Origin of the sequence: Myxococcus llanfairpwllgwyngyllgogerychwyrndrobwllllantysiliogogogochensis, from assembly GCF_006636215.1 — a bacterium.
In the GTDB taxonomy this organism is placed as follows: Bacteria; Myxococcota; Myxococcia; order Myxococcales; family Myxococcaceae; genus Myxococcus; species Myxococcus llanfairpwllgwyngyllgogerychwyrndrobwllllantysiliogogogochensis.
The window spans coordinates 1-26332 of the sequence record NZ_VIFM01000083.1 but is presented as its reverse complement, the minus strand read 5'-3'; the positions used below and the strand labels follow the sequence as shown (position 1 = coordinate 26332).

Annotated in this window: 24 protein-coding genes and 1 pseudogene; 23 read left to right on the top strand and 2 right to left on the bottom strand. The window is 70.1% G+C overall.

Annotated features, from left to right (window positions below; translation table 11 throughout):
- Window positions 1-5 precede the first annotated feature (5 nt).
- The 20 genes from rpiB (at window position 6) to FJV41_RS21200 (ending at window position 17844) form a co-directional block, all read left to right on the top strand.
- Window positions 6-449, top strand: a complete 444-nt coding sequence (gene rpiB / locus FJV41_RS21295) for a ribose 5-phosphate isomerase B (protein WP_141644358.1) — start codon at window positions 6-8, stop codon at window positions 447-449.
- 38 nt (window positions 450-487) lie between these two features.
- Window positions 488-1744 carry a serine hydroxymethyltransferase gene (gene glyA, locus FJV41_RS21290; RefSeq protein WP_141644357.1) on the top strand — a complete coding sequence of 419 codons (1257 nt, stop codon included), beginning with the start codon at window positions 488-490 and terminating at the stop codon, window positions 1742-1744.
- Between the two features lie 31 nt (window positions 1745-1775).
- Window positions 1776-2279 (top strand): transcriptional regulator NrdR, encoded by a 504-nt coding sequence (gene nrdR / locus FJV41_RS21285; RefSeq protein ID WP_141644356.1) that lies wholly within the window; start codon window positions 1776-1778, stop codon window positions 2277-2279.
- Between the two features lie 11 nt (window positions 2280-2290).
- A complete protein-coding gene (gene ribD, locus FJV41_RS21280) occupies window positions 2291-3454 on the top strand; it encodes a bifunctional diaminohydroxyphosphoribosylaminopyrimidine deaminase/5-amino-6-(5-phosphoribosylamino)uracil reductase RibD (protein WP_141644355.1) in 1164 nt (387 codons plus the stop codon).
- A gap of 128 nt (window positions 3455-3582) precedes the next feature.
- Window positions 3583-4245, top strand: a complete 663-nt coding sequence (locus FJV41_RS21275) for a riboflavin synthase (RefSeq protein WP_141644354.1) — start codon at window positions 3583-3585, stop codon at window positions 4243-4245.
- 39 nt (window positions 4246-4284) lie between these two features.
- Window positions 4285-4791 (top strand): 6,7-dimethyl-8-ribityllumazine synthase, encoded by a 507-nt coding sequence (gene ribH, locus FJV41_RS21270; protein WP_141644353.1) that lies wholly within the window; start codon window positions 4285-4287, stop codon window positions 4789-4791.
- A 2-nt stretch (window positions 4792-4793) separates the two neighbouring features.
- Window positions 4794-5216, top strand: coding sequence for a transcription antitermination factor NusB (gene nusB, locus FJV41_RS21265; RefSeq protein WP_141644352.1), 423 nt, complete (start codon window positions 4794-4796; stop codon window positions 5214-5216).
- 35 nt (window positions 5217-5251) lie between these two features.
- Complete coding sequence (locus FJV41_RS21260; RefSeq protein WP_141644351.1) at window positions 5252-5743, top strand: M17 family peptidase N-terminal domain-containing protein; 492 nt, start codon at window positions 5252-5254, stop codon at window positions 5741-5743.
- Window positions 5744-5801: 58 nt separating this feature from the next.
- On the top strand, window positions 5802-6176 hold the full coding sequence (locus FJV41_RS21255; protein ID WP_141644350.1) for a response regulator: 375 nt from the start codon (window positions 5802-5804) through the stop codon (window positions 6174-6176).
- Window positions 6173-8494: a chemotaxis protein CheA gene (locus tag FJV41_RS21250; protein WP_141644349.1), complete on the top strand. Its 2322-nt coding sequence runs from the start codon at window positions 6173-6175 to the stop codon at window positions 8492-8494. Before FJV41_RS21255 ends, FJV41_RS21250 begins: the two co-directional genes overlap by 4 nt.
- 34 nt (window positions 8495-8528) lie before the next feature.
- Window positions 8529-9095: a chemotaxis protein CheW gene (locus FJV41_RS21245; protein WP_141644348.1), complete on the top strand. Its 567-nt coding sequence runs from the start codon at window positions 8529-8531 to the stop codon at window positions 9093-9095.
- Window positions 9092-9616, top strand: a complete 525-nt coding sequence (locus FJV41_RS21240) for a chemotaxis protein CheW (RefSeq protein WP_141644347.1) — start codon at window positions 9092-9094, stop codon at window positions 9614-9616. The genes FJV41_RS21245 and FJV41_RS21240 overlap by 4 nt, the downstream gene beginning before the upstream one ends.
- Before the next feature lie 11 nt (window positions 9617-9627).
- The gene (locus FJV41_RS21235) at window positions 9628-10017 is read left to right on the top strand and encodes a hypothetical protein (RefSeq protein ID WP_141644346.1); all 390 of its coding nucleotides are present in this window, start codon (window positions 9628-9630) and stop codon (window positions 10015-10017) included.
- Window positions 10014-11990 carry a HEAT repeat domain-containing protein gene (locus FJV41_RS21230; protein ID WP_141644345.1) on the top strand — a complete coding sequence of 659 codons (1977 nt, stop codon included), beginning with the start codon at window positions 10014-10016 and terminating at the stop codon, window positions 11988-11990. Before FJV41_RS21235 ends, FJV41_RS21230 begins: the two co-directional genes overlap by 4 nt.
- Before the next feature lie 14 nt (window positions 11991-12004).
- Window positions 12005-12886: a CheR family methyltransferase gene (locus FJV41_RS21225; protein ID WP_246137324.1), complete on the top strand. Its 882-nt coding sequence runs from the start codon at window positions 12005-12007 to the stop codon at window positions 12884-12886.
- Window positions 12883-13920: a chemotaxis-specific protein-glutamate methyltransferase CheB gene (gene cheB / locus FJV41_RS21220; protein ID WP_141644344.1), complete on the top strand. Its 1038-nt coding sequence runs from the start codon at window positions 12883-12885 to the stop codon at window positions 13918-13920. Before FJV41_RS21225 ends, cheB begins: the two co-directional genes overlap by 4 nt.
- Before the next feature lie 55 nt (window positions 13921-13975).
- Complete coding sequence (locus FJV41_RS21215) at window positions 13976-14356, top strand: response regulator (protein WP_141644343.1); 381 nt, start codon at window positions 13976-13978, stop codon at window positions 14354-14356.
- Window positions 14357-14370: 14 nt separating this feature from the next.
- The gene (locus FJV41_RS21210; protein ID WP_141644342.1) at window positions 14371-15129 is read left to right on the top strand and encodes an ABC transporter ATP-binding protein; all 759 of its coding nucleotides are present in this window, start codon (window positions 14371-14373) and stop codon (window positions 15127-15129) included.
- The gene (locus tag FJV41_RS21205; protein ID WP_141644341.1) at window positions 15126-16856 is read left to right on the top strand and encodes a putative ABC exporter domain-containing protein; all 1731 of its coding nucleotides are present in this window, start codon (window positions 15126-15128) and stop codon (window positions 16854-16856) included. The genes FJV41_RS21210 and FJV41_RS21205 overlap by 4 nt, the downstream gene beginning before the upstream one ends.
- Before the next feature lie 97 nt (window positions 16857-16953).
- Entirely contained in the window at window positions 16954-17844 is an 891-nt protein-coding gene (locus FJV41_RS21200) for an NAD(P)-dependent oxidoreductase (protein ID WP_141644340.1), read from the top strand.
- A gap of 104 nt (window positions 17845-17948) precedes the next feature.
- Here FJV41_RS21200 and FJV41_RS21195 read toward each other — a convergent pair whose 3' ends face one another.
- Both FJV41_RS21195 and FJV41_RS21190 read right to left on the bottom strand, forming a co-directional pair.
- Entirely contained in the window at window positions 17949-19328 is a 1380-nt protein-coding gene (locus FJV41_RS21195) for a RagB/SusD family nutrient uptake outer membrane protein (protein WP_141644339.1), read from the bottom strand.
- 4 nt (window positions 19329-19332) lie between these two features.
- Window positions 19333-22185 carry a SusC/RagA family TonB-linked outer membrane protein gene (locus tag FJV41_RS21190; RefSeq protein ID WP_246137323.1) on the bottom strand — a complete coding sequence of 951 codons (2853 nt, stop codon included), beginning with the start codon at window positions 22183-22185 and terminating at the stop codon, window positions 19333-19335.
- A 761-nt stretch (window positions 22186-22946) separates the two neighbouring features.
- On the opposite strand from FJV41_RS21190, the gene leuS reads away from it, so the two are divergent.
- The 3 genes and pseudogenes from leuS to FJV41_RS21175 all read left to right on the top strand — a co-directional run.
- Window positions 22947-25448, top strand: coding sequence for a leucine--tRNA ligase (gene leuS, locus FJV41_RS21185; protein ID WP_141644337.1), 2502 nt, complete (start codon window positions 22947-22949; stop codon window positions 25446-25448).
- 115 nt (window positions 25449-25563) lie between these two features.
- Entirely contained in the window at window positions 25564-26058 is a 495-nt protein-coding gene (locus tag FJV41_RS21180; RefSeq protein WP_246137322.1) for a hypothetical protein, read from the top strand.
- Window positions 26059-26089: 31 nt separating this feature from the next.
- Window positions 26090-26332: pseudogene (locus tag FJV41_RS21175) on the top strand (hypothetical protein); the annotation flags it as partial.

Sequence of the window (26332 nt, the reverse complement as noted above, 5' to 3'; positions counted from 1 at the left end):
CCCGCGTGAAAGTCATTCTTGCTTCGGACCACGCGGGCCTGGAGCTCCGCCAGGAACTGGTGGCGGCGCTCAAGGAGCGCGGCGTGGCCCACGAGGATGTGGGCCCGTTCGCGAGGGACTCCGTGGACTACCCGGACTTCGCGGCCCGGGTGTCCCGGGCGGTGACGTCCGGTGAGGCCACCCTGGGCGTGCTGGTGTGTGGCACCGGCATTGGCATGAGCATCGTCGCCAACAAGCACCGGGGCATCCGAGCGGCCCTGTGCACCACGGAGTTCGAGGCACGCATGGCGCGGGCCCACAATGACGCCAACGTGCTGTGCCTGGGCCAGCGCGTGGTGGGCTCCGGCGTGGGCCGGGCCATCCTGGAGGCGTTCCTCGGCACCGCGTTCGAGGGCGGTCGCCACGAGCGGCGCGTGCAGATGATTCGCGAGGCCGAGTCCCAGGGCTAGTGGCCGTCGCGGTACCCGTTGTCGAGAGGAAAGCCGCCATGGAGAACACCCGCACTCTGGCCGACGTGGACCCCGAGATTTTCCGGGCCGTCCACGACGAGACGCAGCGCCAGGAAGATGGTCTGGAGCTGATCGCCTCCGAGAACTTCGTCAGCCCCGCTGTCATGGAGGCGGTGGGCTCCGTGCTCACCAACAAGTACGCGGAGGGCTACCCCGGCAAGCGCTACTACGGCGGTTGCGAAGTGGTGGACGTGGTGGAGAACCTCGCCATCGACCGCGCGAAGCAGCTGTTCGGCGCGGACTTCGTCAACGTGCAGGCGCACTCCGGCAGCCAGGCGAACATGGGCGCGTACATGGCGCTGATGAAGCCGGGCGACACCATGCTATCGCTGGATTTGAACTCCGGCGGCCACCTCACGCACGGCGCCACGTTCAACTTCTCCGGCAAGCTCTACAAGGTCGTCCACTACGGCCTGACACGCGAGACGGAGACCATCGACTTCGCGCAGGTGCAGTCCCTGGCGCGCGAGCACAAGCCCAAGGTCATCGTCGTGGGCGCCAGCGCCTATCCGCGCACGTTGGACTTCGCGAAGTTCCGCGAGGTCGCCGACGAGGTTGGCGCGGCGATGATGGTGGACATGGCGCACATCGCGGGCCTGGTCGCCGCGGGCGTGCACCCCTCGCCGGTGCCCTTCGCGGACATCGTCACCAGCACCACGCACAAGACGCTGCGCGGTCCTCGCGGGGGCCTGGTCATGGGCCGCGAGCCCTACGCCAAGTCCATCAATAGCCAGATCTTCCCCGGCATCCAGGGCGGTCCGCTGATGCACGTCATCGCCGGCAAGGCGGTGGCCTTCCGCGAGGCGCTGACGCCTGAGTACAAGACGTACCAGCGCCAGATTGTCTCCAACGCGCAGGCGCTGGCGGAGGCGCTGAAGTCCGCCGGGCTGCGGCTGACCTCTGGCGGCACCGACAACCACCTGATGCTGGTGGACCTGCGGCCCAAGAAGCTCACGGGCAAGGTGGCCGAGGCGGTGCTCGACAAGGCGGGCATCACCGTGAACAAGAACATGATTCCGTTCGACCCGGAGAAGCCGATGGTGACGTCGGGCGTCCGGGTGGGCACTCCGGCCATCACCACGCGCGGCATGCGCGAGGCGCAGATGGCCACGGTGGGCAAGCTCATTGGCGCCGCGCTGGACTCGGCCCAGGACGACGCGGCGCTGGCCCGCATTCGCGGACAGGTGAAGGAACTCGCGCAGGGCTTCCCCCTGTACGCCTCGCGGCTCAAGTAATCGAAGGGACCAGGAGCCTCGCTCCGTCTCCATGCGCTGCCCGTTCTGCCAGGATGCCGAAAACAAGGTCATCGACTCTCGCGAGTCGCACGAGGGCTCCGTCATCCGGCGGCGCCGCGAGTGTCTGGCCTGCAAGCGCCGCTTCACCACGTATGAGCGGGTGGAGGAGCTCTACCCGCTCATCGTGAAGAAGGACGGCCGGCGCGAGGCGTTCGACCGTGAGAAGATCGTCTCCGGGCTGAAGAAGGCGTGTGAGAAGCGGCCGGTGTCCGTGGATCAGCTCGAGGAGACGGTGGTGGCCATCGAACGGCTGCTGCAGGGCATGGGCGAGAAGGAGATCAACTCGTCCGTCATCGGCGAGGAGGTCATGCGCCGGCTCCAGGAAATGGACGAGGTGGCCTACGTGCGCTTCGCGTCCGTGTACCGGAGCTTCCGGGACATCTCCGAGTTCATGCACGAGCTGAAGGACCTGCTCGAGGACCAGGAGCGCGAGCGCAAGGCGAAGCCGCCCCTCGCGCCGGGCCGGGGGAGCTGAGGGGACACACCATGCGGCTGCTCACGCGGGCCAGGTTGGAAGCCACCAGGGCGCCCCGGGCGAAACGGGCGGCGGACTTCGACCGCGCCGTGGCCGAGTTCTTCATGCGCATCGCCCTGGAGGAAGCCGCCAAGGGCCTGGGCCGCACCAGCCCCAATCCGGTGGTGGGCGCCGTCCTGGTGAAGGGCGGTCGCATCATCGCCCGCGGCTACCACAAGAAGGCGGGCACCGCGCACGCGGAGGTGGTGGCGCTGGAGGCCGCCGGCTCCCGCGCGAGGGGCGCGGACCTCTACTCCACGCTGGAGCCGTGCGACCACTACGGCCGCACGCCGCCGTGCAGCCTGGCCATCATCGAGGCCGGGGTGCGCCGCGTCTTCACCGGCTCCTCGGACCCGAACCCCAAGGTGAGCGGCAAGGGCGTGGCCCGGATGCGCCGCGCCGGGGTGAAGGTCGTCACGGGCGTGCTGCAGGAGGAGGCCGACAAGCTCAACCGGCCCTTCTTCAAGTCCATCCGCACGGGCATGCCCTGGGTGACGCTGAAGGCCGCGGCGACGCTGGACGGCAAGCTGGCCACGGCCACGGGGGACTCGCGCTGGGTGACGGGCGAGAAGGCGCGCGAGTGGGTGCACCGGCTGCGCGACAACGTGGACGTCATCCTCGTGGGCGCGAACACCGTGCGCCACGACGACCCCAAGCTCACCACACGGCTGCCCGGCGGCAAGGGCAAGGACCCGCTGCGCGTCGTGGTGGACAGCCACCTGCGCCTGTCGCCCGGCTACACCGTCTTCACCCAGAAGAGCCCCGCGCGCACCATCATCGCCACGCTGGAGGACCCGGAGGGGCGCAAGGCGAAGCGCTTCCTGGCCCAGGGCGTGGAGGTGTGGCAGCTGCGCAAGAAGGGCGACCGGGTGGACCTGAAGGCCCTGCTGCGGCGGCTGGGCAAGTCCGGCCTCAACCACGTGCTCGTGGAGGGCGGGGCGGAGATGTACGGCAGCTTCCTGCGCGAGCACCTGGCGGACGAGCTGGCCCTGTTCCTCGCCCCCAAGCTGCTGGGCCGCCAGGGCATGTCCTGGGCGGGCGACCTGGGCGTGAAGGAGATGACCCAGGCCCTCTCCGTCAAGGACCTCACCTTCGAGCAGCACGGGCAGGACATCCTGCTCCAGGCGCTGCTGTAGGCCCCCTCCGAGCTTCCGCCCGAGGCCTCATGCATGAGGCCCGGTAAAGGGGTCGTTGAATGGAGGACACGCCGGGGGCCCCGGTTGTCCGTGGGCGTCGAGACGGCGGGTCCGTTATAAGCCCCGTCATGTTCACCGGGCTCATTCAGGACATCGGCGGGGTGGAGCGCGTCATTCCGGGCGGGATGACGGACTTGTGGATTCGCACATCGCTGGGCGCGCGGGACTTCGCGCTGGGCGAGTCCATCGCCGTGGATGGCGCCTGCCTCACGGTGGTGGAGCGCACGGGCGAAGCCTTCCGCGTGCAGGCCGCGCCGGAGACGCTGCGGCGCACCACGCTGGACGCCGTGCGGCCGGGAGACCGCGTCAACCTGGAGCGGGCCCTGGCGCTGGGGGACCGGCTGGGCGGGCACCTGGTCTCCGGGCACGTGGACGGCGTCAGCACGGTGCTGGAGACCTACCCGGAGGGCGGCTCGTGGGTGATGGTCTTCGGGCTGCCGGAGGCGCTGGCGCCGTACTTCATCGAGAAGGGCTCGGTGGCCATCGACGGCATCAGTCTCACCGTCAACACCGTGGGCGTGGACCGCTTCAGCGTCCAGCTGATTCCGGAGACGCAGGAGCGCACCACCCTGCGGGCCAAGAAGGTGGGCGCCCGGGTCAACCTGGAGGCGGACCCCATTGGGAAGTACGTGGCGCGCCTGTACCTGCTCCAGAGGGGGCAGGCGGGCGCTCCAGGCCCGGGAGGGGTGTCCGAGGCGGCCGTCCGGGCGGCGGGCTTCGGGACGCCGTAGCAGGCGACGCCGGAGCCTGGGTGGTGTAGGAAGCCCCGCATGCCTCGCTACATCGAAGGTGATTTCCTCCCCCCCAAGGGCCGCTTCGCCATCTGCGTCGCCCGCTTCAACGGCTTCATCACCGAGGAGCTGGCCAAGGGCGCTGTCGACACCCTGGTGCGTCACGGCGTGGCCGACGCGGACGTGGACGTGTACCGCTGCCCCGGCACCTATGAGCTGCCCGGGCTGGTGCGCCGCGTCGCGGAGTCGCGTCAGTACGCGGGAGTCATCGTCCTGGGCGCCGTCATCCGGGGTGGAACGCCTCACTTCGACTACGTCGCGGGCGAGTGCGCCAAGGGCATTGGCGCGGTGGCCTTCAGCGCCGCGGCGGCAAGCCCCCCGGCGGCCGTCACGTTCGGCGTGCTCACGTGTGACACGGTGGAGCAGGCCATCGACCGGGCCGGCGTGAAGGCGGGCAACAAGGGCTCCGAGGCCACGCTGGCGTGCATCGAGATGGTGAACCTGTACGGCAAGCTGGCCACGCTCGACGCGTCGAGGAAGGGGTAGTCATGGGCGCGCGCAGAACGGGACGTGAGCGGGCGTTGCAGGCGCTCTACCAGTTGGAGATGGCGGCGGGCGCGTCCGTGAATGACGCCCTGGAGTCGGCCTGGACGGCGTCGGACGAGGAGAAGCGCGAGCCGGACGCGGTGAAGTTCGCCCGCGAGCTGGTGGAGGGCGTGCAGGCCCACCGCGCGGAAATCGACCGGCTCATCGAGTCGCACAGCCACAACTGGCGGCTGGACCGCATGTCGCGCATCGACCGCAACGTCCTGCGCGTGGGCATCTTCGAGCTGAAGTACCGTCCGGACATCCCTCGCAAGGTGACCATCAACGAGGCGGTGGAGCTGGGGAAGAACTTCGGGACGGAGGAGTCCAGCGCCTTCGTCAACGGCCTGTTGGACCGTGTCGCCGTGGCGCTGAACAAGGCCTGAGCTGCCGGAGCCTCGAGCGGAAGAAGGGACGCGCCGTGAGCCAGACGACGACGCACGACATCGGGATGGAAGGGCTGGACTCGCTTGGCGGCGTGGACGCCCTGTGTCTGTTCGTGGCCGAGGATGACCGGCCCCTGCCGGCCACCGCGGGCTACGTGGACTGGCGCCTGTGTGGCGTGCTGTCGCGCGTGCTCAAGGGCGGCTTCTTCTCCGGCGCGAAGGACGACTGGCTCCTGCTGCCCTCGGACGGGAAGCTGGAGGTGCCGCGCATCTTCGTCGTTGGCCTGGGGGCCCGTCGTCAGCTCGACGCGGAGGGACTCCGGGAGGCGCTCGCCGGAGCGGGCACGGTGCTCAGCCGGGCCAAGGTGGCGTCGGTGGCGCTGGAGATTCCCGCCGGAGGTTCGGTGGATGACGCGGCCCGAGTGGAGGGTTTCCAGAAGGGCTTCGTCCCAGCGTTCAAGGGCGGACGGGTGGCCCTCCTGATGGACAAGGCGCTCGTCCGGCTCCTACCAGGCAGGAAGGGCTGAAGCACAGCGACCGGGCAGGGCTTCTGTTAGCATGGGGGACCGTCCGGGGCGTGCGCACATGCGTGTCAAGGTGCTGATTGTCGAGGACTCCAAGGCGTCGCGCGAGTACATCGCGTCGACCGTGGAGGCCGTGGAGGGCATCGAGGCCGTCGTCACCTCGAGCGGCTTCGAGGCCCTGAAGCTGCTGCCGCGCCACCGCTTCGACCTCATCATCACCGACATCAACATGCCCGACATCAACGGGCTCGAGCTCATCAACTTCGTCAAGAAGAACCCCAACTACCGCGACGTCCCGCTCTTCATCATCACCACCGAGGGGCGCGACCAGGACCGCGACAGGGGCATGGCGTTGGGCGCCGCGGAGTACCTGGTCAAGCCGTTCCAACCGGGGAGCCTGGAAGGGCTTCTGCGCCGGTACCTGAAGCTGCCGTGAGTCCTCCGAGCAAGGCGCTGGCCGAGTTCGTGGCCGAGGCGACCGAGATTCTGGAGGCGCTGGGCAAGGACCTGCTCGTGCTGGACGAGCGGCGCGGCCAGGAGGCGGACCCCGAGCGCGTCAACGGCATCTTCCGCGCGGCGCACTCGCTCAAGGGGCTGGCGGGGCTGTTCGGTCAGGAGCGCATCTCCCGGCTGGCGCATGGCACGGAGGACCTGCTGGACAGGCTGCGGCTGGGCAAGCTGCACTTGAACGACGCGGTGCTCGACACGCTGATTGAAGCGCTGGACGCCTTCCAGGCGCTGCTGGCGGAGACGGCGCGGGGCACGGAGTCGGATGGCCTCACCCGTCGCGCGGATGGCATGGCGGAGCGGCTGGGGCAGCTGGGCGAGGTGCCCGTCGCGCAGGACGAGGACCCGCTGGAGCGGTTGGAGCTGGAGGCGCAGGTGCGCTCCGTCTTCACCGAGTACGAGGAGCACCGGCTCCGGGAGAACGTGCGCCGGGGCGTGGCGCTGTGGCGCGTGCGCGCAGCGTTTGACTTGTCCGACTTCGACAAGGGCCTGGCGGACCTGAACACGCGCCTCAAGCCCCTGGGGGAGGTGATCAGCACGCTGCCCTCGGCCCAGCCGGGCGGCGCGCATGGCATCGCCTTCGACCTCATCTTTGGCGCCCAGGTCTCCAGGATGGAGCTGGAGTCGGGGCTGAAGGGCACGCCCGCGGAGCTGTCACCGCTCGCCGTGCGGCCCGCGGCGCCCAGCGCGACGACCCGCTCCGCCGAGGCGCTGGTTCGTGCCACCGAGTCGCCCGCCATCGTCCTGGGGGCCATCGGCGTCGCCTCCGCGCCCGAGGCCTCCGTCGGGGGCTCGACTCCCGTGAAGACAGGCGGGTCGAAGCAGGGCGCGCGCGCCGCGATGGAAGACGGAGCGTCGCACCCCTTCACGGACCCGGACTCCGACACGGAGCTGGGGGAGACCGGGGGGAGCGCGGAGGCCACGGGCACGTCGGGCCCTTCGCTGGTGACGTATCTGCAGGGGCCGGGAGGGCGTGCGCCCGGCCGCGCGGTGACGCCCGTGGCGGCGCCTCCCGTCGCGACGGAGCCGTCGCTGCGCTCGTTGACGCAGACGGTGCGGGTGGACATCGGCAAGCTGGATGGCCTCATCAACATGGTGGGCGAGTTGCTGCTCATCAAGGCCAGCCTCCAGCGGCTCGCGGAGTCGGCGCGGCAGGAGGGCGTGGTGCCCCTGTCGAAGCTGTTCGGCCAGGAGCTGGCGCGCGAGACGCGGGGCCTGGAGCGCAAGCTGGAGGCCTTGCAGGAGGGCCTGCTGGAAGCGCGCATGGTGCCGGTGGGTCAGGTGTTCGACAAGCTGGCCCGGCTGGTGCGCCGCATCACTCGCGAAGCGGGCAAGGAAATCGACTTCGTCATCGGTGGCGGCGAGGTGGAGCTGGACAAGCTCATCGTCGAGGAGCTGAGCGACCCGCTGATGCACCTCATCCGCAACGCCATCGACCACGGCGTCGAGTCTCCAGACACGCGGCTGGCGGCGGGCAAGCCCCGGCGCGCGGTGGTGGCGCTGCGGGCGGAGCAGAAGGGCAACCACGTCGTCATCGAGGTGAGTGACGACGGGGCGGGCATCGACGAGCTGCGCGTGCGCGAGGTGGCGCTGACGCGGGGCCTCATCACCTTCGCCCAGGCGGAGGAGATGGGCCGCAGGGAGCTGCTCAACCTCATCTTCCTGCCCGGCTTCTCCACCGCGCGCAGCGTGTCCGAGCTGTCCGGCCGGGGCGTGGGCCTGGACGTGGTGAAGAACAACCTGGGCAACCTCTCCGGCATCATCGACGTGTGGAGCGAGCGCGGAAAGGGCACGGCCTTCCACCTGACGCTGCCCGTCACGCTCGCCATCATCCGCGCGCTGGTGGTGGGGGTGAGCGCCCGCACGTACGCGGTGCCGTTGAACAGCGTGCTGGAGATCCTCTCCGTCCAGCCCCGGGAAATCCGCACCCTGGAGCGGCGCGAGGTGCTGGACGTGCGAGGGCAGACGCTGCCCTTCGTGCGGCTGTCACGGCTGTTCGGCCTGCCGGAGCGCCCGGTGAGCCGCTACTTCGTGGTGGTGGTGGGGCTGGCGCAGGAGCGGCTGGGCATCGCCGTGGACGAACTGCACGGCCAGCAGGACATCGTCACCAAGCCCCTGGGCGGCAGGTTGCAGTCCGTCCGGGGCATCTCCGGTGCCACGGACCTGGGCAACCGGCGTCCGGTGCTGGTGCTGGACGTGGCGGACCTGCTGGAAGAGGGACTGGCCCTGGAGCGAAGGCGGGCCTGACGCTCGCCTTGGCCGGCTGCTATCCTCACCCACTGTGTCCCGGTTCGCCGAACTGCTCGACGACTTCTTCTTCCGTCCGGACGAGGACGTCAGCGGCCTGCAGGACTTCGCCGCCGGCAGTGACGGCGTCGCATCCTCCACGCCCGAGGAAGTCCCGGAGGAGTACCTGTCCTTCCTGCTGGAGGGAGAGTCCTACGCGGTGCCCATCCGCCTCGTGCGCGAAATCTCCAAGGTGCCCCCGCTGACGGAGATTCCCAGGGCGGAGCCCCACCTGCTCGGGGTGATGAACCTGCGCGGAGAGCTGCTGCCCGCGTACGACATCAAGGTCCGGTTGGGGCTGACGGAGCGTGTGCCCCTGGTCGCGGGGCCGGATGCGCCCGCGCCTCCCCGGGATGCGCGCGTCCTCGTGTTGCGCACGGAGACGGGGCCGGCGGGGGTGTGGGTGGACAGCGTGTCCGGCGTGGTGAAGCTCAAGCCCTCCATGCTGGAGCCGCCGCCGCCCGGCCTGCGCCTGGGAGACAAGGACTGTGTCGTGGGCATCGGTCGACGCGGGCCCTCGCTGTACATCCTGCTGGACCCTGAACAGGCGCTGACGCCATGAAGGACTCGGTCAACCTGTTGGCGCGCCACCCCTCGGGGGCACCGGATGCGCCCGGTGAGCAGTCGGACACCGTGGTTCAGCTGTGCGCGTTCTTCGTGGGTGAAGAGGAGTACGTGCTGGACATCCAGCGGGTGGAGGAAGTGCTGCCGCTCCAGCGCGTGACGCCCATTCCGCATGCCCCTTCGTTCGTGGAGGGCGTGCTCCACCTGCGGGGCGTCATCCTTCCCGTGGTGGACCTGCGCTTCAGGCTTCAGGGACAACCTTCGGTGCAGTCGCGCAAGGCACGGCTCCTGGTGTGTCGACTGGGCGCGCGGCGGGTGGCGGTGCGTGTGGAGCGGGTGGCCGAGGTGCTGCGGGTTCGCCGGGGTGACATCAAGCCCGCGCCCGCGCTGAGGGTGTCGGGGCGCTCGCCCTTCGTGGTGGGCGTGTGCGGCCCGCCGGACCGACTGCGGTTGCTGCTCGATTTGAAGGCGTTGCTGCGCATGGAGCTGGAGCGCGAAGCGGTGCGCCCGTCGAAGTGAGGAGGGTGACGATGGACCTGCAGCGCAGTGACTTGGACAACCACCGCCGCATCCTGGGCATCGCGTTCATCGCCATCAACGCACTGACGGTGCTCGTGGGCGTCGGCCTGGCCGTCTTCTTCGCGTTCGCCGGGGCGATGATGGTGAGCGAGTCGTCGCTGGCCGAGGACCGCGCGAGCTACTGGCTCTTCGGCGGCGGCATCAGCGCGTGCGTCCTGGCCTTCGGCCTGCCGGGCGTCATCGCCGGCATCGGCTTGTTGAAGCGGCGCGGATGGTCGCGGGTGCTCGCGCTGGTGTTGGGAATCGTCGGGCTGTTCAACTTCCCGCTGGGCACCTGCCTGGGCATCTACGCCATCTGGTTCTATGCGCAGGAAGGCTCCGACCGGGTCCTCGCCTCATGAGCCACCTGCCCGTCTTTCCCGCGGAGGAGGAGCGCTACCGCGCGCTCCAGGAGTTGGACCCGCGTGGCGAGGGCATCCTGGACGTGCTCCTCAAGGGGCTGCACGACGAGAGCTGGCGCGTGCGCCACGCGGCGGCGGAGGGGCTCCAGCGGTTGGCCGCGCCCGAGGACGTGGCCCTCCGTCTCGTGGGAGTCCTGGGCGAGCGTGGTGAGACAGGGGCTCGCAACGCGGCGGCGGAGGCGCTCGTGGGACTGGGCCTTCCAGCTTTGAGGCCCCTGGTGAAGCTGCTGGGACACGCGGATCCGGACCAGCGCAAGTTCGCGGCGGACATCCTCGGGCAGCTCGGACTTCACGTGGCGGAGGCGCCGCTGGTCCAGGCACTGGAGGACCCGGACCTGAACGTGCGCGTGGCCGTGTCGGAGGCGCTGGGCCGCGTGGGCAGTGAGCACGGCGCTCGCGCGCTGGAGCGACTGCTGGGGGACCCGGAGCCGCTCTTGCGCCTGTCCGCGCTGGAGGGACTGGTGCTGCTGCGCCGTCCGCCCCCGTTGCCGGTGGTCGTGGCGCTGCTGGACGACGCGCGGCTGCGGCGCAGTGCCTTCCGTGCGCTGGGCCTCATTCCGCAGGTGGCGGCCACGGAGCGGCTGTGCCTGGGGCTGGAGTCGGCCACCCGTTCGGTGCGCGAGGCCGCGCTGGCGGCGCTGGGCACGCAGGCGTCGCTCGTGGAGCCCGCGCGGCGCTGCGAACTGGAGGCCGTCATCCGCGCGGCGCTGCGGCGGTTGCCGGACGCGGTGGCTCGGCTGGCGCAGGCGCTGGAGTCGGAGGATGTGACGGTGCGCGCGGGCGCGCTGCTGGCGGTGGCGGCGCTGGGGGAGGCGTCCCTGGCCGTGCCCGTGGCCGAAGCGGCGCGCGAGGACCGCTTGCTGCGGGACGTGCTGAGCACGCTGGGGCGGCTGGGCGCGGAGGGTGGGCGCACGTTGCTCGCGGCGATGTCGGACCTGTCCGCGCCCGCGAGGGCGGCGGCGGCCGAGGCCTTGGTGGACCTGGTGGATGCGACGTCCGTCACGCCGCTGTGCGCGCTGCTGGAGTGGGCGGAGGACGACTTGCGCGGCGTGGTCGTGCGGGCGTTGGGGCGCACGCGCTCAGCGGAGGCGGCGGGCCCCCTGGTCGACTTGCTGAGGGACTCGGTGACGGCGGGCGCGGCGACGCGGGCGCTGGGCGTGCTCGCGGGGAGCTGTCGCGGGGCGGTGCTCGCGGCCCTGGAGGATGCGGTGGCTCGGAGGGCGACGCCGGTGGCGGTGGCCGCGCTGGGCCGGGTGGGGGGCGCCCCCGCGTTGCCTTCGCTGCGCAAGCTGGCGCGGGACGTGGACCCCCGGTGGCGCGCGGCGGCGGTGGAGGTCGCTGGCGAGGTGGACGGCGGGGTGGGACGCGAGCTGGCGCGTGCGGCGCTCGCGGACGAGGCCGCGCCGGTGCGAGCCGCGGGCGCGCGGGCCATGGGAAGACTGGGCGGCACCGAGGCGGGGGCGCTCTTGCGCTCCGCGCTCCAGGATGAGGAGTCCTCCGTGCGACGGGCGGCGGTGGAGGCGGTGGGTGAGAGTGGCGCGATGGACCGTGTCACCGAGCTGGAGCCGCTGGTCCGCCATCCCGACGGAGCGCTCGCGGTGGCGGCGGTGCGCGCGTTGTCGCGGCTGGGGCGGGTGGGTGAGCGGGTGTTGAGAGAGGCTTCGGGTCATCCGGACGCGGAGGTGGTGAAGGCGGTGCTGTCGGCGGGAGCGGTGTCTCGGGAGGGCGTGTCGTTGGCGGTGTCGCTGCTGGAGCATCCGCACTGGGACGTTCGCGCGGCGGCGGCGCGGGTGCTGGGAGATTCGGGAGGGCCGGAGTGTCTGGGCCCCACCCAGCGGGCGCTGGAGGCGGAGTCGGACGCCCTGGCCCGACAGGCGCTGTCGGACGCGGTGGAGCGCCTGGCTCGGCGCTGAGAGAGGGACACGGGGTGGCGCGCTTCGACGACAGCCGGCCGGAGATGACGGCGGAGGAGTTCCGGCTCCTGAGGGACCACGTGTACTCGCACTGCGGCATCCTGGTGCATGAGGACATGAAGTTCGTCATGGAGCGGCGGCTGTGGCCTCGGCTGGAGGCGCTGGGCGTGCCGGATTTCAGCGCGTATCACCGCTACCTTCGCTACGACGCGAACCGGCACGCGGAGCTGGAGGCCGCGGTCGAGTCGCTCACCACGCACGAGACGTACTTCTTCCGCGAGCCCTCGCAGCTCAAGGCGTTCCGCGAGGAGCTGTTGCCGCTGTTGGAGAAGCGCAACGGGCGCACGCGTCGGCTGCGGCTGTGGTCCGCGGGGTGCTCGTCCGGCGAGGAGGCGTACACGCTGGCGATGCTCCTCAAGGACGAGCGCCGCTTCGAGGACTGGGACGTGGAGGTGTACGGCAGCGACATCTCCCGGCGCGTGCTGTCGATGGCGCGGCGCGCGGAGTATGGGCCGTCCGCGCTGCGCGCCACGTCGGCGGACCTGCTCGAGCGCTTCTTCGTTCCGGCGGGCAACGCGAAGGTGCGGGTGCGCGACGACGTCCGGGCGATGGTGTCCTTCGGTCACCACAACCTGCTGGACGAGGCGGGCAGTCAGCTGGTGATGAAGATGGACGCGGTCTTCTGCCGCAACGTGATGATCTACTTCGACCAGTCCGCGCGCAGGCGGGTACTGCGCATCCTGAGAGACCGGCTGGTGCCGGGAGGCTATCTGCTGCTGGGGCACTCGGAGAATCTGCTCAACCTGGGCGCCGACTTCGAGCTGGTCCACCTGCGAGGAGACCTGGTGTACCGGCGGCCGGAGCTGCCAGGGCTGACGGGGGGCGAGGCGCGATGAGCGGGCAGAAGGGCGTCTCCGTGCTCGTCATCGACGACTCCGCGCACAACCGGCACACGCTGACCACGCTGCTGGAGTCCGCGCCGGACGTGAGGGTGTTGGACCGCGCGGCCGATGGTGAGGAGGGGCTGAAGAAGGTCCTGGAGCTGAAGCCCGACGTGGTGACGTTGGACCTGGAGATGCCGAAGCTGGGCGGCTACACGTTCCTCCGACTGCTGATGCGCACGGCGCCCACGCCGGTCATCGTCATCTCCAGCTATGCGCACCGCTCGGACGTCTTCAAGGCGCTGGAGCTTGGCGCGTTCGACTTCATCGCCAAGCCCGCCAAGGGCACACCGGCGGAGTTGGAAGTCCTTCGCCAGGAGCTGCTGGAGAAGGTGCGAGCGGCGCTGCATGTGCGGCCGGGGCAGCGTCACGCCTCGCCCGGGGCTCGGGCGCTCGCGGTGGCGGGCGAGCTTCCGCTGGTGGTGGCCATCGGCGCCTCGACGGGAGGACCTCCCGCGGTGCAGCGTGTGCTGGAGGGCCTGGCCGCGGAGCCCACGCCATGCGTGCTGGTGAGTCAGCACATGCCCGCGCAATTCACCCGGGCCTTCGCGGACCGGTTGGACCGCATTGGCCCCTTCACGGTGACGGAGGCGAATGAGGGCGACGTGGTGCAGCCGGGGCACGTGTACATCGCTCCGGGCGGGCGGCACCTCGTGGTGGTGGAGCGCGGCACTCGGCTGGAGCTGCAGACGCCGCCGCTCACGCACCTGGACAAATACGCGCCGAGCGTGGACCGGCTCTTCACCAGCGTGGCGCAGGTGTTGGGCAACCGCGCGCTGGCGGTGGTGCTGACGGGCATGGGCGCGGATGGGGCGGTGGGGGCGCGCGAGGTGCAGCGCGTGGGCGGAGAGGTGTGGGCCGAGTCGGAGGAGACGGCGGTCGTCTTCGGCATGCCAGGCGAGGCCATCGCCTCGGGGGCGGTGAAGCGGGTGCTGCGACTGGGGGAAATCGGACCCGCGCTGGCGGCCATCGCCCGGCGGCGGCGATGAGGGGACGCGGAACAGCGGGCGGTGGAAGAGGCCCGGGTGTTAGTCTGGGCGGGTCATGACGCAGCAGATTCGAGCACTGGTGGTGGACGACTCGCAGGCCATGCGACGCAGCATCATGTACGCGTTGCAACGCATCAGCGGGATGGTCTGCACCGAGGCGCAGGACGGCGCCGAGGGACTGAAGAAGTTGACCCAGGGACGCTTCGACCTGGTGCTCACGGACATCAACATGCCGTTGATGGATGGCCTCAAGCTCATCCACCACATCCGTCAGGCGACGGACCATCGCCATGTGCCCATCGTCGTCATCACGACGGAAGGCGCGGCGGCGGACCGCGAGCGGGCCCTGTCCCTGGGCGCGAGCGCGTACCTGGTGAAGCCCGTGCAGGCCAAGGTGGTGATGGACACCGTCCGGGACTTGCTGAAGCTGGACTGAGGGCGAGCGAGCGAATGGACTTCGTCCTGCGGGTGGCGGGCCTGGAGAAGCGCTACGGCGCGGTGAACGCCGTGCAGGGCCTCACCTTCGCGGTCGCACCCGGCGAGGTGCTCGGGCTGGTGGGCCCCAACGGCGCGGGCAAGACGTCCACGCTTCGATGCCTCGCGGGCATTCTTCCTCCCACGTCGGGCCGGGTGGTGGTGGCGGGCTACGATTTGGCGAAGGACGCGGTGGACGCCAAGCGTGAACTGGCCTTCCTGCCGGACGAGCCGCGCTTCTTCGACTACCTCACGGTGTGGGAGCACCTGAACTTCACCGCGCGCCTCTACGGCGTGGAGGACTGGGAGGAGCGGGGCAAGGCGCTCTTGGAGGAGATGGAGCTGACGGGCAAGGAGAAGGCGCTGCCGGGCGAGCTGTCGCGCGGCATGAAGCAGAAGCTGTCCATCGCCTGCGGCTTCCTGCACTCGCCCAAGCTCATCCTCCTGGATGAGCCCCTCACGGGGTTGGACCCGATTGGCATCCGCCGGATGAAGGCGTCCTTGCGGCGGCGCGCGGAGGAGGGCGCGGCGCTGGTGTTGTCCTCGCACCTGCTGCCGCTGGTGGAGGAGCTGTGCCACCGGCTCCTGGTGATTGCCGGAGGGCGGGCCATGGCGCTGGGCAGCCTGGAGGCGATTCGCGCGAGGCTGAGTGGACCCGAGGGTGAGAGCGCGTCGCTGGAGGACCTCTTCGTGCGCATCACCAGCGCGGCGGAGACGGAGAAGCCCCCGCCGTGAGCTTCTCGAGCGCCGTCGTGTTCCTGTGGCTGGCCTCCTCGCGCAACCGCCTGCGGCTCCAGCTCCAGCGATTGCGCAGGCCGCGCTACCTCGTCGGGGCCCTGGTGGGACTGGGCTACGTCTACTCCATCTTCCTGCGACGGCTGGAGTTCGGTGGGACGTTGAGCAACGTGCCTCCCGGGGTGCGGCTGTTCGCGGAGCTGTCACTGGTCGTCTCCGCGCTCGTCACCGTGTTCTCCGCGTGGGCACTGGGGCCGGACCGTCCCTCGCTGACCTTCACGGAGTCGGAGGTGGTGCAGCTGTTCCCCGCGCCCGTCACCCGGCGCTCGCTGCTGCACTACAAGCTGGCTCGCGGATTGATGGGTGCGGCGGCCGGCGCGTTGTTCGCCTCGCTGTTCGTCGGCCGGTTGGTGAGCCCGGCTCCGGGCTTCTTCTTCCTGGGCGCGTTCTTGTCCCTGGGGACGCTGTATCTGCACTCCACGGCCGCGTCCTTCATGCGCACGCGCTGGGGGGAGTGGGGCACTCGGGGACTGGTGGCGCGCTGGGTGGCGCTGGGGTGCGTGCTCGCGGCGGTGGGCCTGGCGGTGTACTCCTCGCTGGAGGCACACCCGTTCCCCAGGACGGTGGGGACACCCGGGGTGCTGCGCAACTGGGTGCAGTCGCTGGTGGAGTCGCCAGGGTTGAGCGCGGTGCTGTGGCCCGCGCGGCTGCTGGTGGCGCCCGCGTTGGCGCGGGACGCGAGCGACTTCCTGAGCGCGCTCCCCCCGGTGCTGGTGCTCGCGCTGGCGCACTACGTCTGGGTGCGGCTGGCGGAGGTCCCCTTCGAGGAGTCCGCGGTGACGCAGGCCGAGACGCGCACGCGCGAGCGGGCCCAGCGGGCCTCGGGAGGGAGCGCTCGGGGCGGAGCGCTCGCCTCGCGCAAGGCACCCTTCCGGCTGTCGGCGCGAGGGCGTCCGGAGGTGGCGCTCATCTGGAAGAACCTCATCACCCGGAGGCGGATGACGGGGGGCGTGGTGTCGGTGCTGGCCTCGCTGCTGCTGGGGTGCGCCATCGTCGCGATGATGGGCGAGTCGCGCTTCTTCACGGACACGCGCCGGGTGCTGGGGCCGCTGGGCGTGTCGCTCGCGGCGATGATGGCGGTGGTGGGGCCGAGCGTCTTCCGCATGGACCTGCGCATGGACCTGCCGAAGCTGGACCTGCTGCGCGCGCTGCCGCTGGCGGGGTGGCAGGTGGTGGGGGCGGAGCTGGCGGCATCGGCGCTGGTGGTGGGCGCGCTCCAGCTCGGGCTCCTGACGGTGGGACTGCTGTGTGGCCCGGGCGCCGAGGACCCGTGGCTTGCGACCTGGTGGTGGCCGGGTGGGGTGGCGCTCGCGGTGCTGCTGCCCACGGTGTCGCTGGCCGGGCTCTTCGTCCAGAACGCGGCGGTGGTGCTGTTTCCGGCGTGGGTGCCCGCGGACAGGACGGGGAGCGCGCGGGGCATCGAGGCGCTCGGGCAGCGCCTGCTGACGTTGGTGGGCTCGCTGGTGGTGTCGCTGGTGGGCTTGTTGCCGGCGGCGCTGGCGGGCGCGGTGGTGGGCTTCCCCTTGTGGTCCTCGCTGGAGGTGTGGGCGCTGCCTTTGGGGGCGGCGGCCGCGTCGGCCGTGCTGGCGGCGGAGGTGGGCCTGGGCGTGCTCACGCTAGGCCGCGCTTTCGAACACCTGGATGTCTCCGAGGACCGCCCGGAGTAGGCCCGGGCGTTTGCTCCTGGACGCGCGCTGACAGGGTGCTTGCGGCGTCCGGAAGCGGAGCGCAGGGTGGCTCGGACCGAAGGGACGGGAGCGCGACATGAAGCTGGGTTTCGTGGGACTGGGCAATATGGGGCTGCCCATGGCGAAGAGTCTGCTCTCCGCGGGGCACGAGGTGGCGGTGTGGAACCGCACTCCGGCGCGCGGCGAGCCCCTGGTGAAGCAGGGCGCCCGCGTGGTGGCGTCGCCCGCGGAGGCCGCAAAGGGCGCGGAGGTCGTCTTCAGCATGCTCGCGGACGACAGCGCGGCGGAAGCCGTGGCGCTGGGCCCACAGGGCATCATCACGGGGCTTTCGAAGGGCGCCGTGCATGTCTCCTCGAGCACCATCTCCGTGGCGCTCTCCCAGCGCCTCACGGACGCGCACGCGAGCGCGGACCAGGGCTACGTGGCCGCGCCGGTGTTCGGCCGTCCCGAGGCCGCGGAGTCGAAGCAGCTCTGGGTCGTGGCCGCGGGCACGAAGGCGGATGTGGAGCGCTGCCGGCCGCTCCTGGAGGCGCTGGGGCGGGGCCTCACGGTGCTGGGGGAGCAGGCCTCCATGGCCAACGTGGTGAAGCTCTCCGGCAACTTCCTCATCGCGTCGATGCTGGAGTCGCTCGCGGAGGCGTTCGCCTTCACGCGCAAGTCAGGCATCGAACCGAAGCAGTTCCTGGAGCTGTTCCAGGCCGTCTTCGCGCGCTCGCCCATCTTCGAGCGGTATGCGCAGGCCATCGCCGAGGAGAAGTACTCGCCTGCGGGCTTCGCCATGCGGCTGGGGCTCAAGGACGTGGGGCTGGTGCTGGAGGCGGCGCGCACGGCGGAGGTGCCCATGCCCCTGGCCAGTCTCGTGAGGGACCAGTACCTCGGTGGCGTGGCCCAGGGGCACGGAGACCTCGACTGGTCCGCGCTGGGGGCGCTCGTGGCGGAGCGCGCCGGGTTGCCGAAGGCCCGTTGATCCATCGGCGCTGACCACGACTCCAGGCGAGCGCAGTGCCGCGCGCCTGGAGCGGGAATGACGAGGGCCTCCAGGAATCAACCCTGGAGGCCCGGTGCGGCGGCCTACGGTCGCGCGTTGATTTCGGCGACGGGGATGGGGTAGCGCTCGTGCGGCCCGTAGCTGGCGTCCAGGTTGCGGGGCAGATCGTTCAGCCGGTTGTAACGACGCATGTCGATCCACCGGTGCCCGCCCTCGAACAGGAGCGAGTAGCGCTTCTGCACCAGCAGCTCGTCCAGGGCGTTCGCGGCGGTGATGTCCGCGCGAGGCGAGAGCCGGCCGGAGCGGGTGCGGATGTAGTTGAGGTCATCCGCCGCCGGGCCAATCTGGCCCAGGCCGATGTTGGCCTCCGCGCGAAGGAGGATGAGCTCCTCGTTGCGGATGATGGGCACCGGCGACTCCGCCGACGGGTACAGCGTGAAGCCCCGGTCCGCCGTCAGCCGGCCACCCGCGGCGCTCGCCGGCTCGTCCAGCTTGGCCGTCTTGCGAGTGACCCGGTCATCCAGCGCGTCGTTCGCCTGGCGCGGCGCATCGGTCTCGATGGAGGGGTGGGCGACGATGGTGAGGCTCAGGAGGTTGTTGTCCACGTCGCCCGAGGCCGCCCGGAACACGTGGTAGACGCCCACGTTGAGCGACGCGAGCGCCGCCGCCTTCGCGCCGTCTTCAGCGGGCGCGGTGGCGTCGATGAACGACTGGCTCAGCGCCGTCAGCGCGTCCTCGTTGCGGCCCATGTACACGGACACGCGTGCCTTGATGGCGCGGTTGAACTTCCGGAACGTCTCCGGCGTGTCGAAGCCCGCGAACCCGGTGCTCAACCGGAACGAGAACGAGCCACCCGCGTTGTCCAGGTGCGCCGCCGCCTCGTCGAGCAGCGTCGCGATGCGGGTGAACACCGCGTCCTTGCCGACGATGGGCGCCAGCTGACCCAGCGGCAGGTCCACGTCGATGGGCGCGCCGTTGGTGTCGTGGGTGTTGATGACCACCAGGAAGTCGAGCGCCTGGATGGTCTTCGTGAAGCCCCGGATGCCCTCCTTCTGCTCGTCCGAGAAGGCCGCGACCTTGTCCAGCGCCGCCAGCACCGTGTTGGCGTTGCGGATGTTGGAGTACGGGGCCGCCCAGAAGTTGCCGCCGAAGGCGCCAGCGCCCGGGTCCAGCGTCGGCCCGAGAATCTCCTCCACCGTGCGAGGATCCGCGGGGTCGAAGACGTACGCCTCGCGGCCGATGGTGCCCAGCTGCGCGACGTAGCCGTTCTGAATCGCCACGCCCGCGCGGTGTCCGAGCAGCAGGCCCGTGGACGCGCTGTTGACGGCGGAGCTGGTGGGGTTGTTCTTGAACTCGTCCAGGCTGGGGTTGTTCAGGTCACCGATGTCCAGGCTGCCGCAGCCGCCCAGGCCCAGTACGGCGCAGAGCGCCAACACGGTCTTCTTCGTCTGGTAGATATTCATGGCCTTAGAACCCGACGTCGAGCGACGTCCAGAAGCTGCGGCTGGGGGGGAAGGGAGCGACGTCGATGTTGCGAGCGATGGCCTGGTTGCCGAAGTTGCTCACCTCGGGGTCCAGACCCGAGTAGCTGGTGAACATCAGCAAGTTGCGGCCGCTCAGGCTGAGTCGCGCGTTCTGCAGCTTCGGAATCGCGGACACCCAGCTCTTGGGCAGGTTGTAGCTGAGCGTCACTTCGCGCAGCTTCACGAAGGACGCATCCTCCACGTAGATGCCCGCGTTGTTGCGGCGGTCCTGCAGGCGCTGACGACCCGCCGTCTCGTAGTCCACGGACGTGCCGGCGCCGTCATACAGGAAGCGCGTCAGGTTGATGACGTCGCTGCCCTGCTGCCAGTGCCACAGGAAGGACAGGGTGAGGTCCGAGTAGCGCAGGGTGTTGGCCCAGCCGAGCGTGAAGGTCGGCTCGGTGTCGCCAATCTTCTTCACGATGGGGACGTTGTTCTCGTCGCGGCCGACGTTGCCGACAATCTGCGTGGCGGACGAGCCCTCCTCGATGAAGAACGCGCCCAGGGAGTTGCCGAAGCCACCCGCCTGGAACGGCCCCGCCGGCAGGCTCGTCACCTTGCTGCGGTTGAGGGCGAACGTCGCGGAGCTCGTCCACTCGAGCGCCCCGCGCACCGGCGTCACCTGGAGCATGGCCTCGATGCCGCGGTTGCGCAGCGAGCCGCCGTTGACGAACTGGGTGGTGAAGCCCGTGGAGCTGGGCAGGGCGCGCTGCAGCAGCATGTCGCTGATGGCGCGCTGGTACACCGACAGCTCCACCATGACGTCGCCGCCGAACATCAGCGCGTCGACACCGGCCTCGATTTCGCGCTGGCGCTCCGGACGGATGTTCGGGTCACCGGCGACGCCCGTGCCGACGAGGCCCGGGGTGCCCTGCACGTTGCCCAGCGCGCTCATGCCGCTGAACTTCATGCCGTACAGCGGCTGGTTGCCCGTCTCGCCGTAGGCCGCGCGGACCTTGAGCTCGTTGATGACCGGGACGGCCAGGGGGATGCGGTAGGCGGACGCCAGCTTCGGGTAGAAGAACAGCTTGTTCGGATTGCCGTTGGCGCTGCTCTGCTCACCACGGATGGCGCCGACCAGGGTGAGCCGGTCGTCCAACGTGACGATTTCCTCCTGCACGTAGTAGCCGCGGTCCCGGATGTGCGTCGAGGTGTCGCGCACGCCAATCACGGTGCCGTTGTCCACGCCGGGCTGACCGGCGTTGAGGTTCTCGGAGACGACGTACGTGGAGTCGATGCGGCGCTCCTCGAACTGCACACCGCCGGACGTCGTGGCGGTGAGGAACTTCGAGGCGGGCTTGTACGAGTGCACCAGGTTGAGGCCACCGTTCAGGTTGCGCACCTGGCTGGTGCCGAACAGCGACGTGCCCGGGAAGGTGTCGTCCACCGGCTCGAAGTTGAGCTCTGGCGGGAACAGCAGCCGGTTCTCCTGCTGGAAGCGGTCCACACCCGCGTTGGCGAGCACGCGCAGGTGGTTCTCGTCGTTCTTCCACAGGTGGATGGTGGCATCACCGGACCCGATGAAGCGCCACACGTCCTCGTCGTTCTTCACCAGCGCGGACGTCTGCAGCGGGTTGGCGCCGTTGGCCAGGAACGGGTTGACGGGGTACACGCCTTGCGCGTTCGGTTCCATGTTGAGGAACTCGGGCACGTTCGGCAGCACCATGTAGTTGGTGATGGTCTGGTTGTCGTTGTTGGTGAGGCCGCGCCGGCCCAACGTGTGGATGAGGTTGGTGGCGACGTTGATGTCCACCGCATCGCCCAGCGACTGACCCAGGTTCAGGCGGAACGACTGCTTGTCGTAGCCCGTGTTGGCGATGATGCCCTCGTCGCTGCGGAGCATCGCGGAGGCGAAGTACTTCGTGTTGCCCGACGCGCCGCTCACGCTGGCGAGCGTCTCCGTGGACAGATCCCTGCGGCCCGCGAGCTTGGCCTCGTGGTCGTACGTCTTGCCCGTGTAGTACTGGGCCGCGTTCGCGCCGAACTGCTCGACGGCCTCTTCGACGGTCTCGAAGCGGCGGGTGCCGAGCTTGTTGGCCAGCGTGTACATGCCCACGCGCTGGGTGATTTCGAACTTCGGCTCACCGGCGCGACCGCGCTTGGTGTTGATGATGATGACGCCGTTGGCGGCCTTGGAGCCGTAGATGGCGGCGGCGGACGCTCCCTTGAGGACCTCGATGCTCTCGATGTCGTTGGGGTTGATGTCCGCGATGCGGTTGACCTGGTTGTCCTGCGTGGGGTTCGGGTTGGAGCCGCCCACGGAGTCCGTCACCACGTAGACGCCGGAGGCGATGGCCACGTCGCTGACGAGCACGCCGTCGATGACGTAGAGCGGCGCCGTGGAGCCGTTGATGGTGGACACGCCGCGCAGGCGCATCTGGATGCCGCCGCCCGGGGCGCCGGAGTTCTGCTGGATGTTGGCGCCGGCCACCTTGCCCTGGAGGGCCTGGTCGATGGTCTGCGCGGGGGCGCGGTTCATCTCCTCGGCGCTGACGGAGGCGACCGAGTTGGCCAGGTGCTTACGGGCGAGCTCGGAGGCTCGACCCACGACGACCATCTCCTCGGAGAAGATGTTGTCGAGCGCCACCGTCACGTCGCTCTGCGCGGCGCCGACGCGCACTTCCCGCTCGCCGTAGTCCTGGCTGGAGAAGAGCAGCGTCACCGAGCCCGCCGGGACGTTGGGCAGCGAGAAGGTGCCGTCCAGCTCCGTCTCCACACCCTGCGTGGTGCCCTTGATGATGACGCGAACCAGGGGCAGGCCCTCGTTCGTCAGACGGTCCGCGACGCGACCCTTCACGGTGCGACCCAGAGCGGGCGCGGCGGCCGGCGCGGGAGCCGTTGGAGCGGTGGTGGCCGGAGCCGCGGGCGCCGGTACCGCGGGAGCCTGAGCAGCGGGCGCCTGCGGTTCCGGAGCAGGCGGGCTCGCTTCCTGCGCCATTGTTTCCAACGAGAAGAGTGCGATCACGCACCCCGGAATCAACGCTCTCTTAAGCGTCATTCGGATCTTTCCTCGCAACGGTAGGGACGGCCCCCCCAGCAGGTGCCGTGGGCGCGAATCGTCACCGTCTGAACTGAACCAGTCAATGGCGAGCCTTGTTTTTCAAGAATGTTGGCCAAATCCATCCAAGCGGAAATATTCCGATCTCGTATCGAGTCGGGGGTGACGCGGGGCGCGATCTGCCTTACGCCAGGGGGAGAGCACGTCCCTACCTGGCTGGAGACATCGTGGATCTCCCCGAGGCCAACCCGTCGGGATGGGTGGTGCCTGGCCCGCGGAAGAGCCCGCACGTCGGCCCGTGGCGGCTCGCGTTGGCGCGAGGGGTCGCGGGCCCCCGGCGCGCGCGGCGAGCGCGTCGCGTGGAGGCGCGGGGCGGGCGGACGGGGGCTCGGACGGCGACAGAAGTGGCCTCGGTCGCGGGTTTACTCAGGTCAGCCGGAGAAATCCGGCCTCGTCGGCCTGAGGGGAGGGCTCCGTCCCCGCCGAGTGTCGGCGAGCACGAGGGCCCGGCGAGACTTGTTGCCCCCAGGGCCGGCCCTCCCATAAGAGGCGCAGCGGATATGGCGATGAACGAGCGTTACGAGCCGCAGTCGATTGAAGGCAAGTGGCAGGCCCGCTGGGACGAGGCCGGCATCTTCCGGGCAGGCAAGCGCCCGGGCGCACCGAAGAAATACGTGCTCGAGATGCTGCCGTACCCCAGTGGCAAGATGCACATGGGCCATGTGCGCAACTACCTCATCGGGGATGTGTACGCGCGCTACTTCCTGATGCGCGGCTTCGACGTGCTTCATCCCATGGGCTGGGACGCGTTCGGTCTGCCGGCGGAGAACGCGGCCATCAAGGACGGCGTGCACCCGGCCATCCGCACCGCGGAGAACATCGTCTCGTTCAAGCACGAGATGAAGAGCCTCGGCTACAGCTACGACTGGGAGCGCGAGGTCAACACCAGCCAGCCCGAGTACTACCGCTGGAACCAGTGGTTCTTCATCAAGATGCTGGAGCGCGGGCTCGTCTATCGCCGCTTCAGCAAGGTGAACTGGTGTACCGGCTGCCACACCGTCATCGCCAACGAGCAGGTGAAGGACGGCGTGTGCGAGCGCTGCTCGTCGCCCGTGGTGGACCGGGAGATGCCCGAGTGGGCGTTCCGAATCACCCGGTTCTCGCAGGACCTGTTGGACGCGCTGGACACGCTCAAGGAGTGGCCGGACCGCATCACCTCGATGCAGCGCAACTGGATTGGCCGCTCGGATGGCGCGGAGGCGGACTTCCGCATCCAGGGCCATGACGCCTCCCTGCGCGTCTTCACCACGCGCATCGACACCATCCACGGCTGCACCTACGTGGTGCTCGCGCCGGACCACAAGCTGGTGGCTCAGGTGACGACGCCCGAGCGCCGCGCGGACGTGGACGCCTTCGTCAAGCGCATGGCGGCCCAGTCCAAGACGGAGCGGACGGGAGAGGACACGGAGAAGGAGGGCATCTTCACGGGCGCCCATGCCGTCAATCCCTTCACGGGCCAGCAGGTGCCCATCTGGATCGCCAACTTCGTGTTGAGCGACTACGGCACGGGCGCGGTGATGAGCGTGCCCGCGCACGACGAGCGCGACTTCGCCTTCGCGCGCAAGTACGCGTTGCCGGTGAAGGTCGTCATCCAGCCGGCCACGGGCGACAAGCTCCCGGCGGGCGAGGCGCTGGAGGCGGCCTTTACCGACTACGGCGTGCTGGTGGACTCGGGTGACTACACCGGGATGACGTCCGAGGCGGCGCGCACGGCGATGGCCGCGAAGCTGGAGAAGGACGGCCAGGGCCGCGCCACGGTGACGTACCGCCAGAAGGACTGGGGCTTCAGCCGCCAGCGCTACTGGGGCACGCCCATCCCCATCGTCTACTGCGAGAAGTGCGACCCGGAGCGCCACGGCATCCCCGTGCCCGTGGAGCAGCTCCCGGTGAAGCTGCCGGAAATCGACGTCCAGGAGGTGCTCACCGGCAAGGGCGAGCCCCCGCTGGCGAAGGTCGCCTCGTGGGTGAACACCACGTGCCCGAAGTGCGGTGGCCCCGCTCGGCGCGAGGCGGAGACGATGGACACCTTCGTCGACTCCTGCTGGTACTTCGCCCGCTACCTGTCGCCGCACTACGACGCCGCGCCGTTCGACCCGAAGCAGGCCCAGCGCTTCCTGCCCGTGGACATCTACGTGGGCGGGCCAGAGCACGCGGTCATGCACCTGCTCTACTTCCGGTTCTGGACCCGGGTGATGAAGCTGCTGGACTTGAGCCCGGTGGACGAGCCCGTCAAGCGCTTGATTACGCAGGGCATCGTCAACGGCCCGGATGGACGGAAGATGTCCAAGCGCTGGGGCAACGTCGTCGCGCCGGCTGCCATCGTCCAAGAGTACGGCGCGGACACCGCGCGCGCGTACGTCATGTTCGCCGGCCCGCCGGAGCGCGACTTCGACTGGGCCGACGAGCAGGTGGACGGCGTGTTCCGCTTCCTCAAGCGCGTCTGGGTGCTGGCCTCCACCCACCACGCCTCCGTGGCGGGTGCCACGCATGACGGGCCCTTCGAGGGCAAGGCGCTGGAGATCCGCCGCGTGGCGCACAAGTGCCTGAAGCGGGTGGGGGAGGCCATCGAGCGGCTGTCCTTCAACACCGCCATCGCCGGCATCATGGAGGGCCTCAACGCGCTGTCCGCGACCGGGACGCCGGAGACGCCCGCGGAGAAGGCGGCCATGGCGGAGGCGGTGCGCCTGCTCGCGGTGGTGCTCACGCCCTTCGCGCCGCACATCGCGGACGAAATCGCGGAGGCCTACGGGAGCAAGGAGTTCACCGTCGCGCAGCCGTGGCCCGACTTCGACCCGGCGCTGGTGGTGGACGACGTCATCCCCTACGCCGTGCAGGTGAACGGCAAGCTGCGCGCGGAGATTCGCGTGGCGGCGGACGCGGGAGAGGCGGACGTGCGCGCGGCGGCCGAGGCGGATGAGCGGGTGCAATCCGCCATCACCGGCAAGACGCTGCGCAAGTTCGTCTTCGTGCCCAAGCGGCTGGTGAACTTCGTCGTCGGTTGAGCGGGGACCCTGGGTGCCCGCCGAGGTCCTCGTCATGTGCACCGCGTGCGGCCAGCCCCAACCGGCGGGCGGCGCGCGGTGCATCTCCTGCGGCGCCCCGCTCCCGGAGGCGCCCGTGCCATCACCGCTCGGGCCCTTCCTTTCGGCGGACCTGGGTGGAGGGCGCTCCCTCGTCGGAGAGGGCGGGCGCATCACCTACCGCGCGGCCGACGCTGTACCCCCGCTCATCGTGGAGCTCATCCAGCTCCGGACGTTGACGCTGGAGTCGCGTCCCTTCTTCGAGGCCCTGGTGCTGTGTGGCTTCGCGGTGTTGGGGTTCGTGGCCGTGGGGCTCCCGCTGAAGCTCGTGATGTTCGGCCTGGCGGCGCTGGGCGGCCTGCTGGCGGCGGTGTGTCGGGTGCACGCGCTGGTGCTGGAGACGTCCACTGGAGGGCGGCTGCGCTGGCCCCTGGGGCTGGCGCGGCGGGGCTCTGAGCGGGATGCGCGACTGCTGGGTGCCTGGAGCACGCTGGCGGGCGCGGTGAAGGCCCGAGGCGTCGTGGTGAGGGATGCGAGAGGGGCCGTGCTCACCGCGCCCTCATCGGAGCCGCCCGAGGGCCCTCGCGCTTGACGGAGTGCTTCGGGCGGGTAGGGTGCCGGCCATGTCGCTTCCCTTCAGGAGTGCCTCACGGCGTCTCCACCTGGCCGTGTTGCTGACGGGTTGCTCGGCGTTGTTTTCAGGGTGTGGCTATCGCCTGACGCCGCGCGGCTCGGGCCTGCCCGCGGGCGTCAACACCGTGTGCGCGCCCATCTTCGGCAACGACACGTCGGAGCCCGCGCTGGAGACGCTCTTCACGCGCTACTTCCGTCAGGAGCTGACGCGGGTGGGGCGACTGGGGAGCGGG

Excerpts from the sequence above, each read along its gene's own strand:
- glyA (WP_141644357.1), top strand. The coding sequence starts at position 488 with ATGGAGAACACCCGCACTCTGGCCGACGTGGACCCCGAGATTTTCCGG.
- nrdR (WP_141644356.1), top strand. The coding sequence starts at position 1,776 with ATGCGCTGCCCGTTCTGCCAGGATGCCGAAAACAAGGTCATCGACTCT.
- ribD (WP_141644355.1), top strand. The coding sequence starts at position 2,291 with ATGCGGCTGCTCACGCGGGCCAGGTTGGAAGCCACCAGGGCGCCCCGG.
- FJV41_RS21275 (WP_141644354.1), top strand. The coding sequence starts at position 3,583 with ATGTTCACCGGGCTCATTCAGGACATCGGCGGGGTGGAGCGCGTCATT.
- ribH (WP_141644353.1), top strand. The coding sequence starts at position 4,285 with ATGCCTCGCTACATCGAAGGTGATTTCCTCCCCCCCAAGGGCCGCTTC.
- nusB (WP_141644352.1), top strand. The coding sequence starts at position 4,794 with ATGGGCGCGCGCAGAACGGGACGTGAGCGGGCGTTGCAGGCGCTCTAC.
- FJV41_RS21255 (WP_141644350.1), top strand. The coding sequence starts at position 5,802 with ATGCGTGTCAAGGTGCTGATTGTCGAGGACTCCAAGGCGTCGCGCGAG.
- FJV41_RS21240 (WP_141644347.1), top strand. The coding sequence starts at position 9,092 with ATGAAGGACTCGGTCAACCTGTTGGCGCGCCACCCCTCGGGGGCACCG.
- FJV41_RS21235 (WP_141644346.1), top strand. The coding sequence starts at position 9,628 with ATGGACCTGCAGCGCAGTGACTTGGACAACCACCGCCGCATCCTGGGC.
- FJV41_RS21230 (WP_141644345.1), top strand. The coding sequence starts at position 10,014 with ATGAGCCACCTGCCCGTCTTTCCCGCGGAGGAGGAGCGCTACCGCGCG.
- cheB (WP_141644344.1), top strand. The coding sequence starts at position 12,883 with ATGAGCGGGCAGAAGGGCGTCTCCGTGCTCGTCATCGACGACTCCGCG.
- FJV41_RS21215 (WP_141644343.1), top strand. The coding sequence starts at position 13,976 with ATGACGCAGCAGATTCGAGCACTGGTGGTGGACGACTCGCAGGCCATG.
- FJV41_RS21210 (WP_141644342.1), top strand. The coding sequence starts at position 14,371 with ATGGACTTCGTCCTGCGGGTGGCGGGCCTGGAGAAGCGCTACGGCGCG.
- FJV41_RS21200 (WP_141644340.1), top strand. The coding sequence starts at position 16,954 with ATGAAGCTGGGTTTCGTGGGACTGGGCAATATGGGGCTGCCCATGGCG.
- FJV41_RS21195 (WP_141644339.1), bottom strand. The coding sequence starts at position 19,328 with ATGAATATCTACCAGACGAAGAAGACCGTGTTGGCGCTCTGCGCCGTA.
- leuS (WP_141644337.1), top strand. The coding sequence starts at position 22,947 with ATGGCGATGAACGAGCGTTACGAGCCGCAGTCGATTGAAGGCAAGTGG.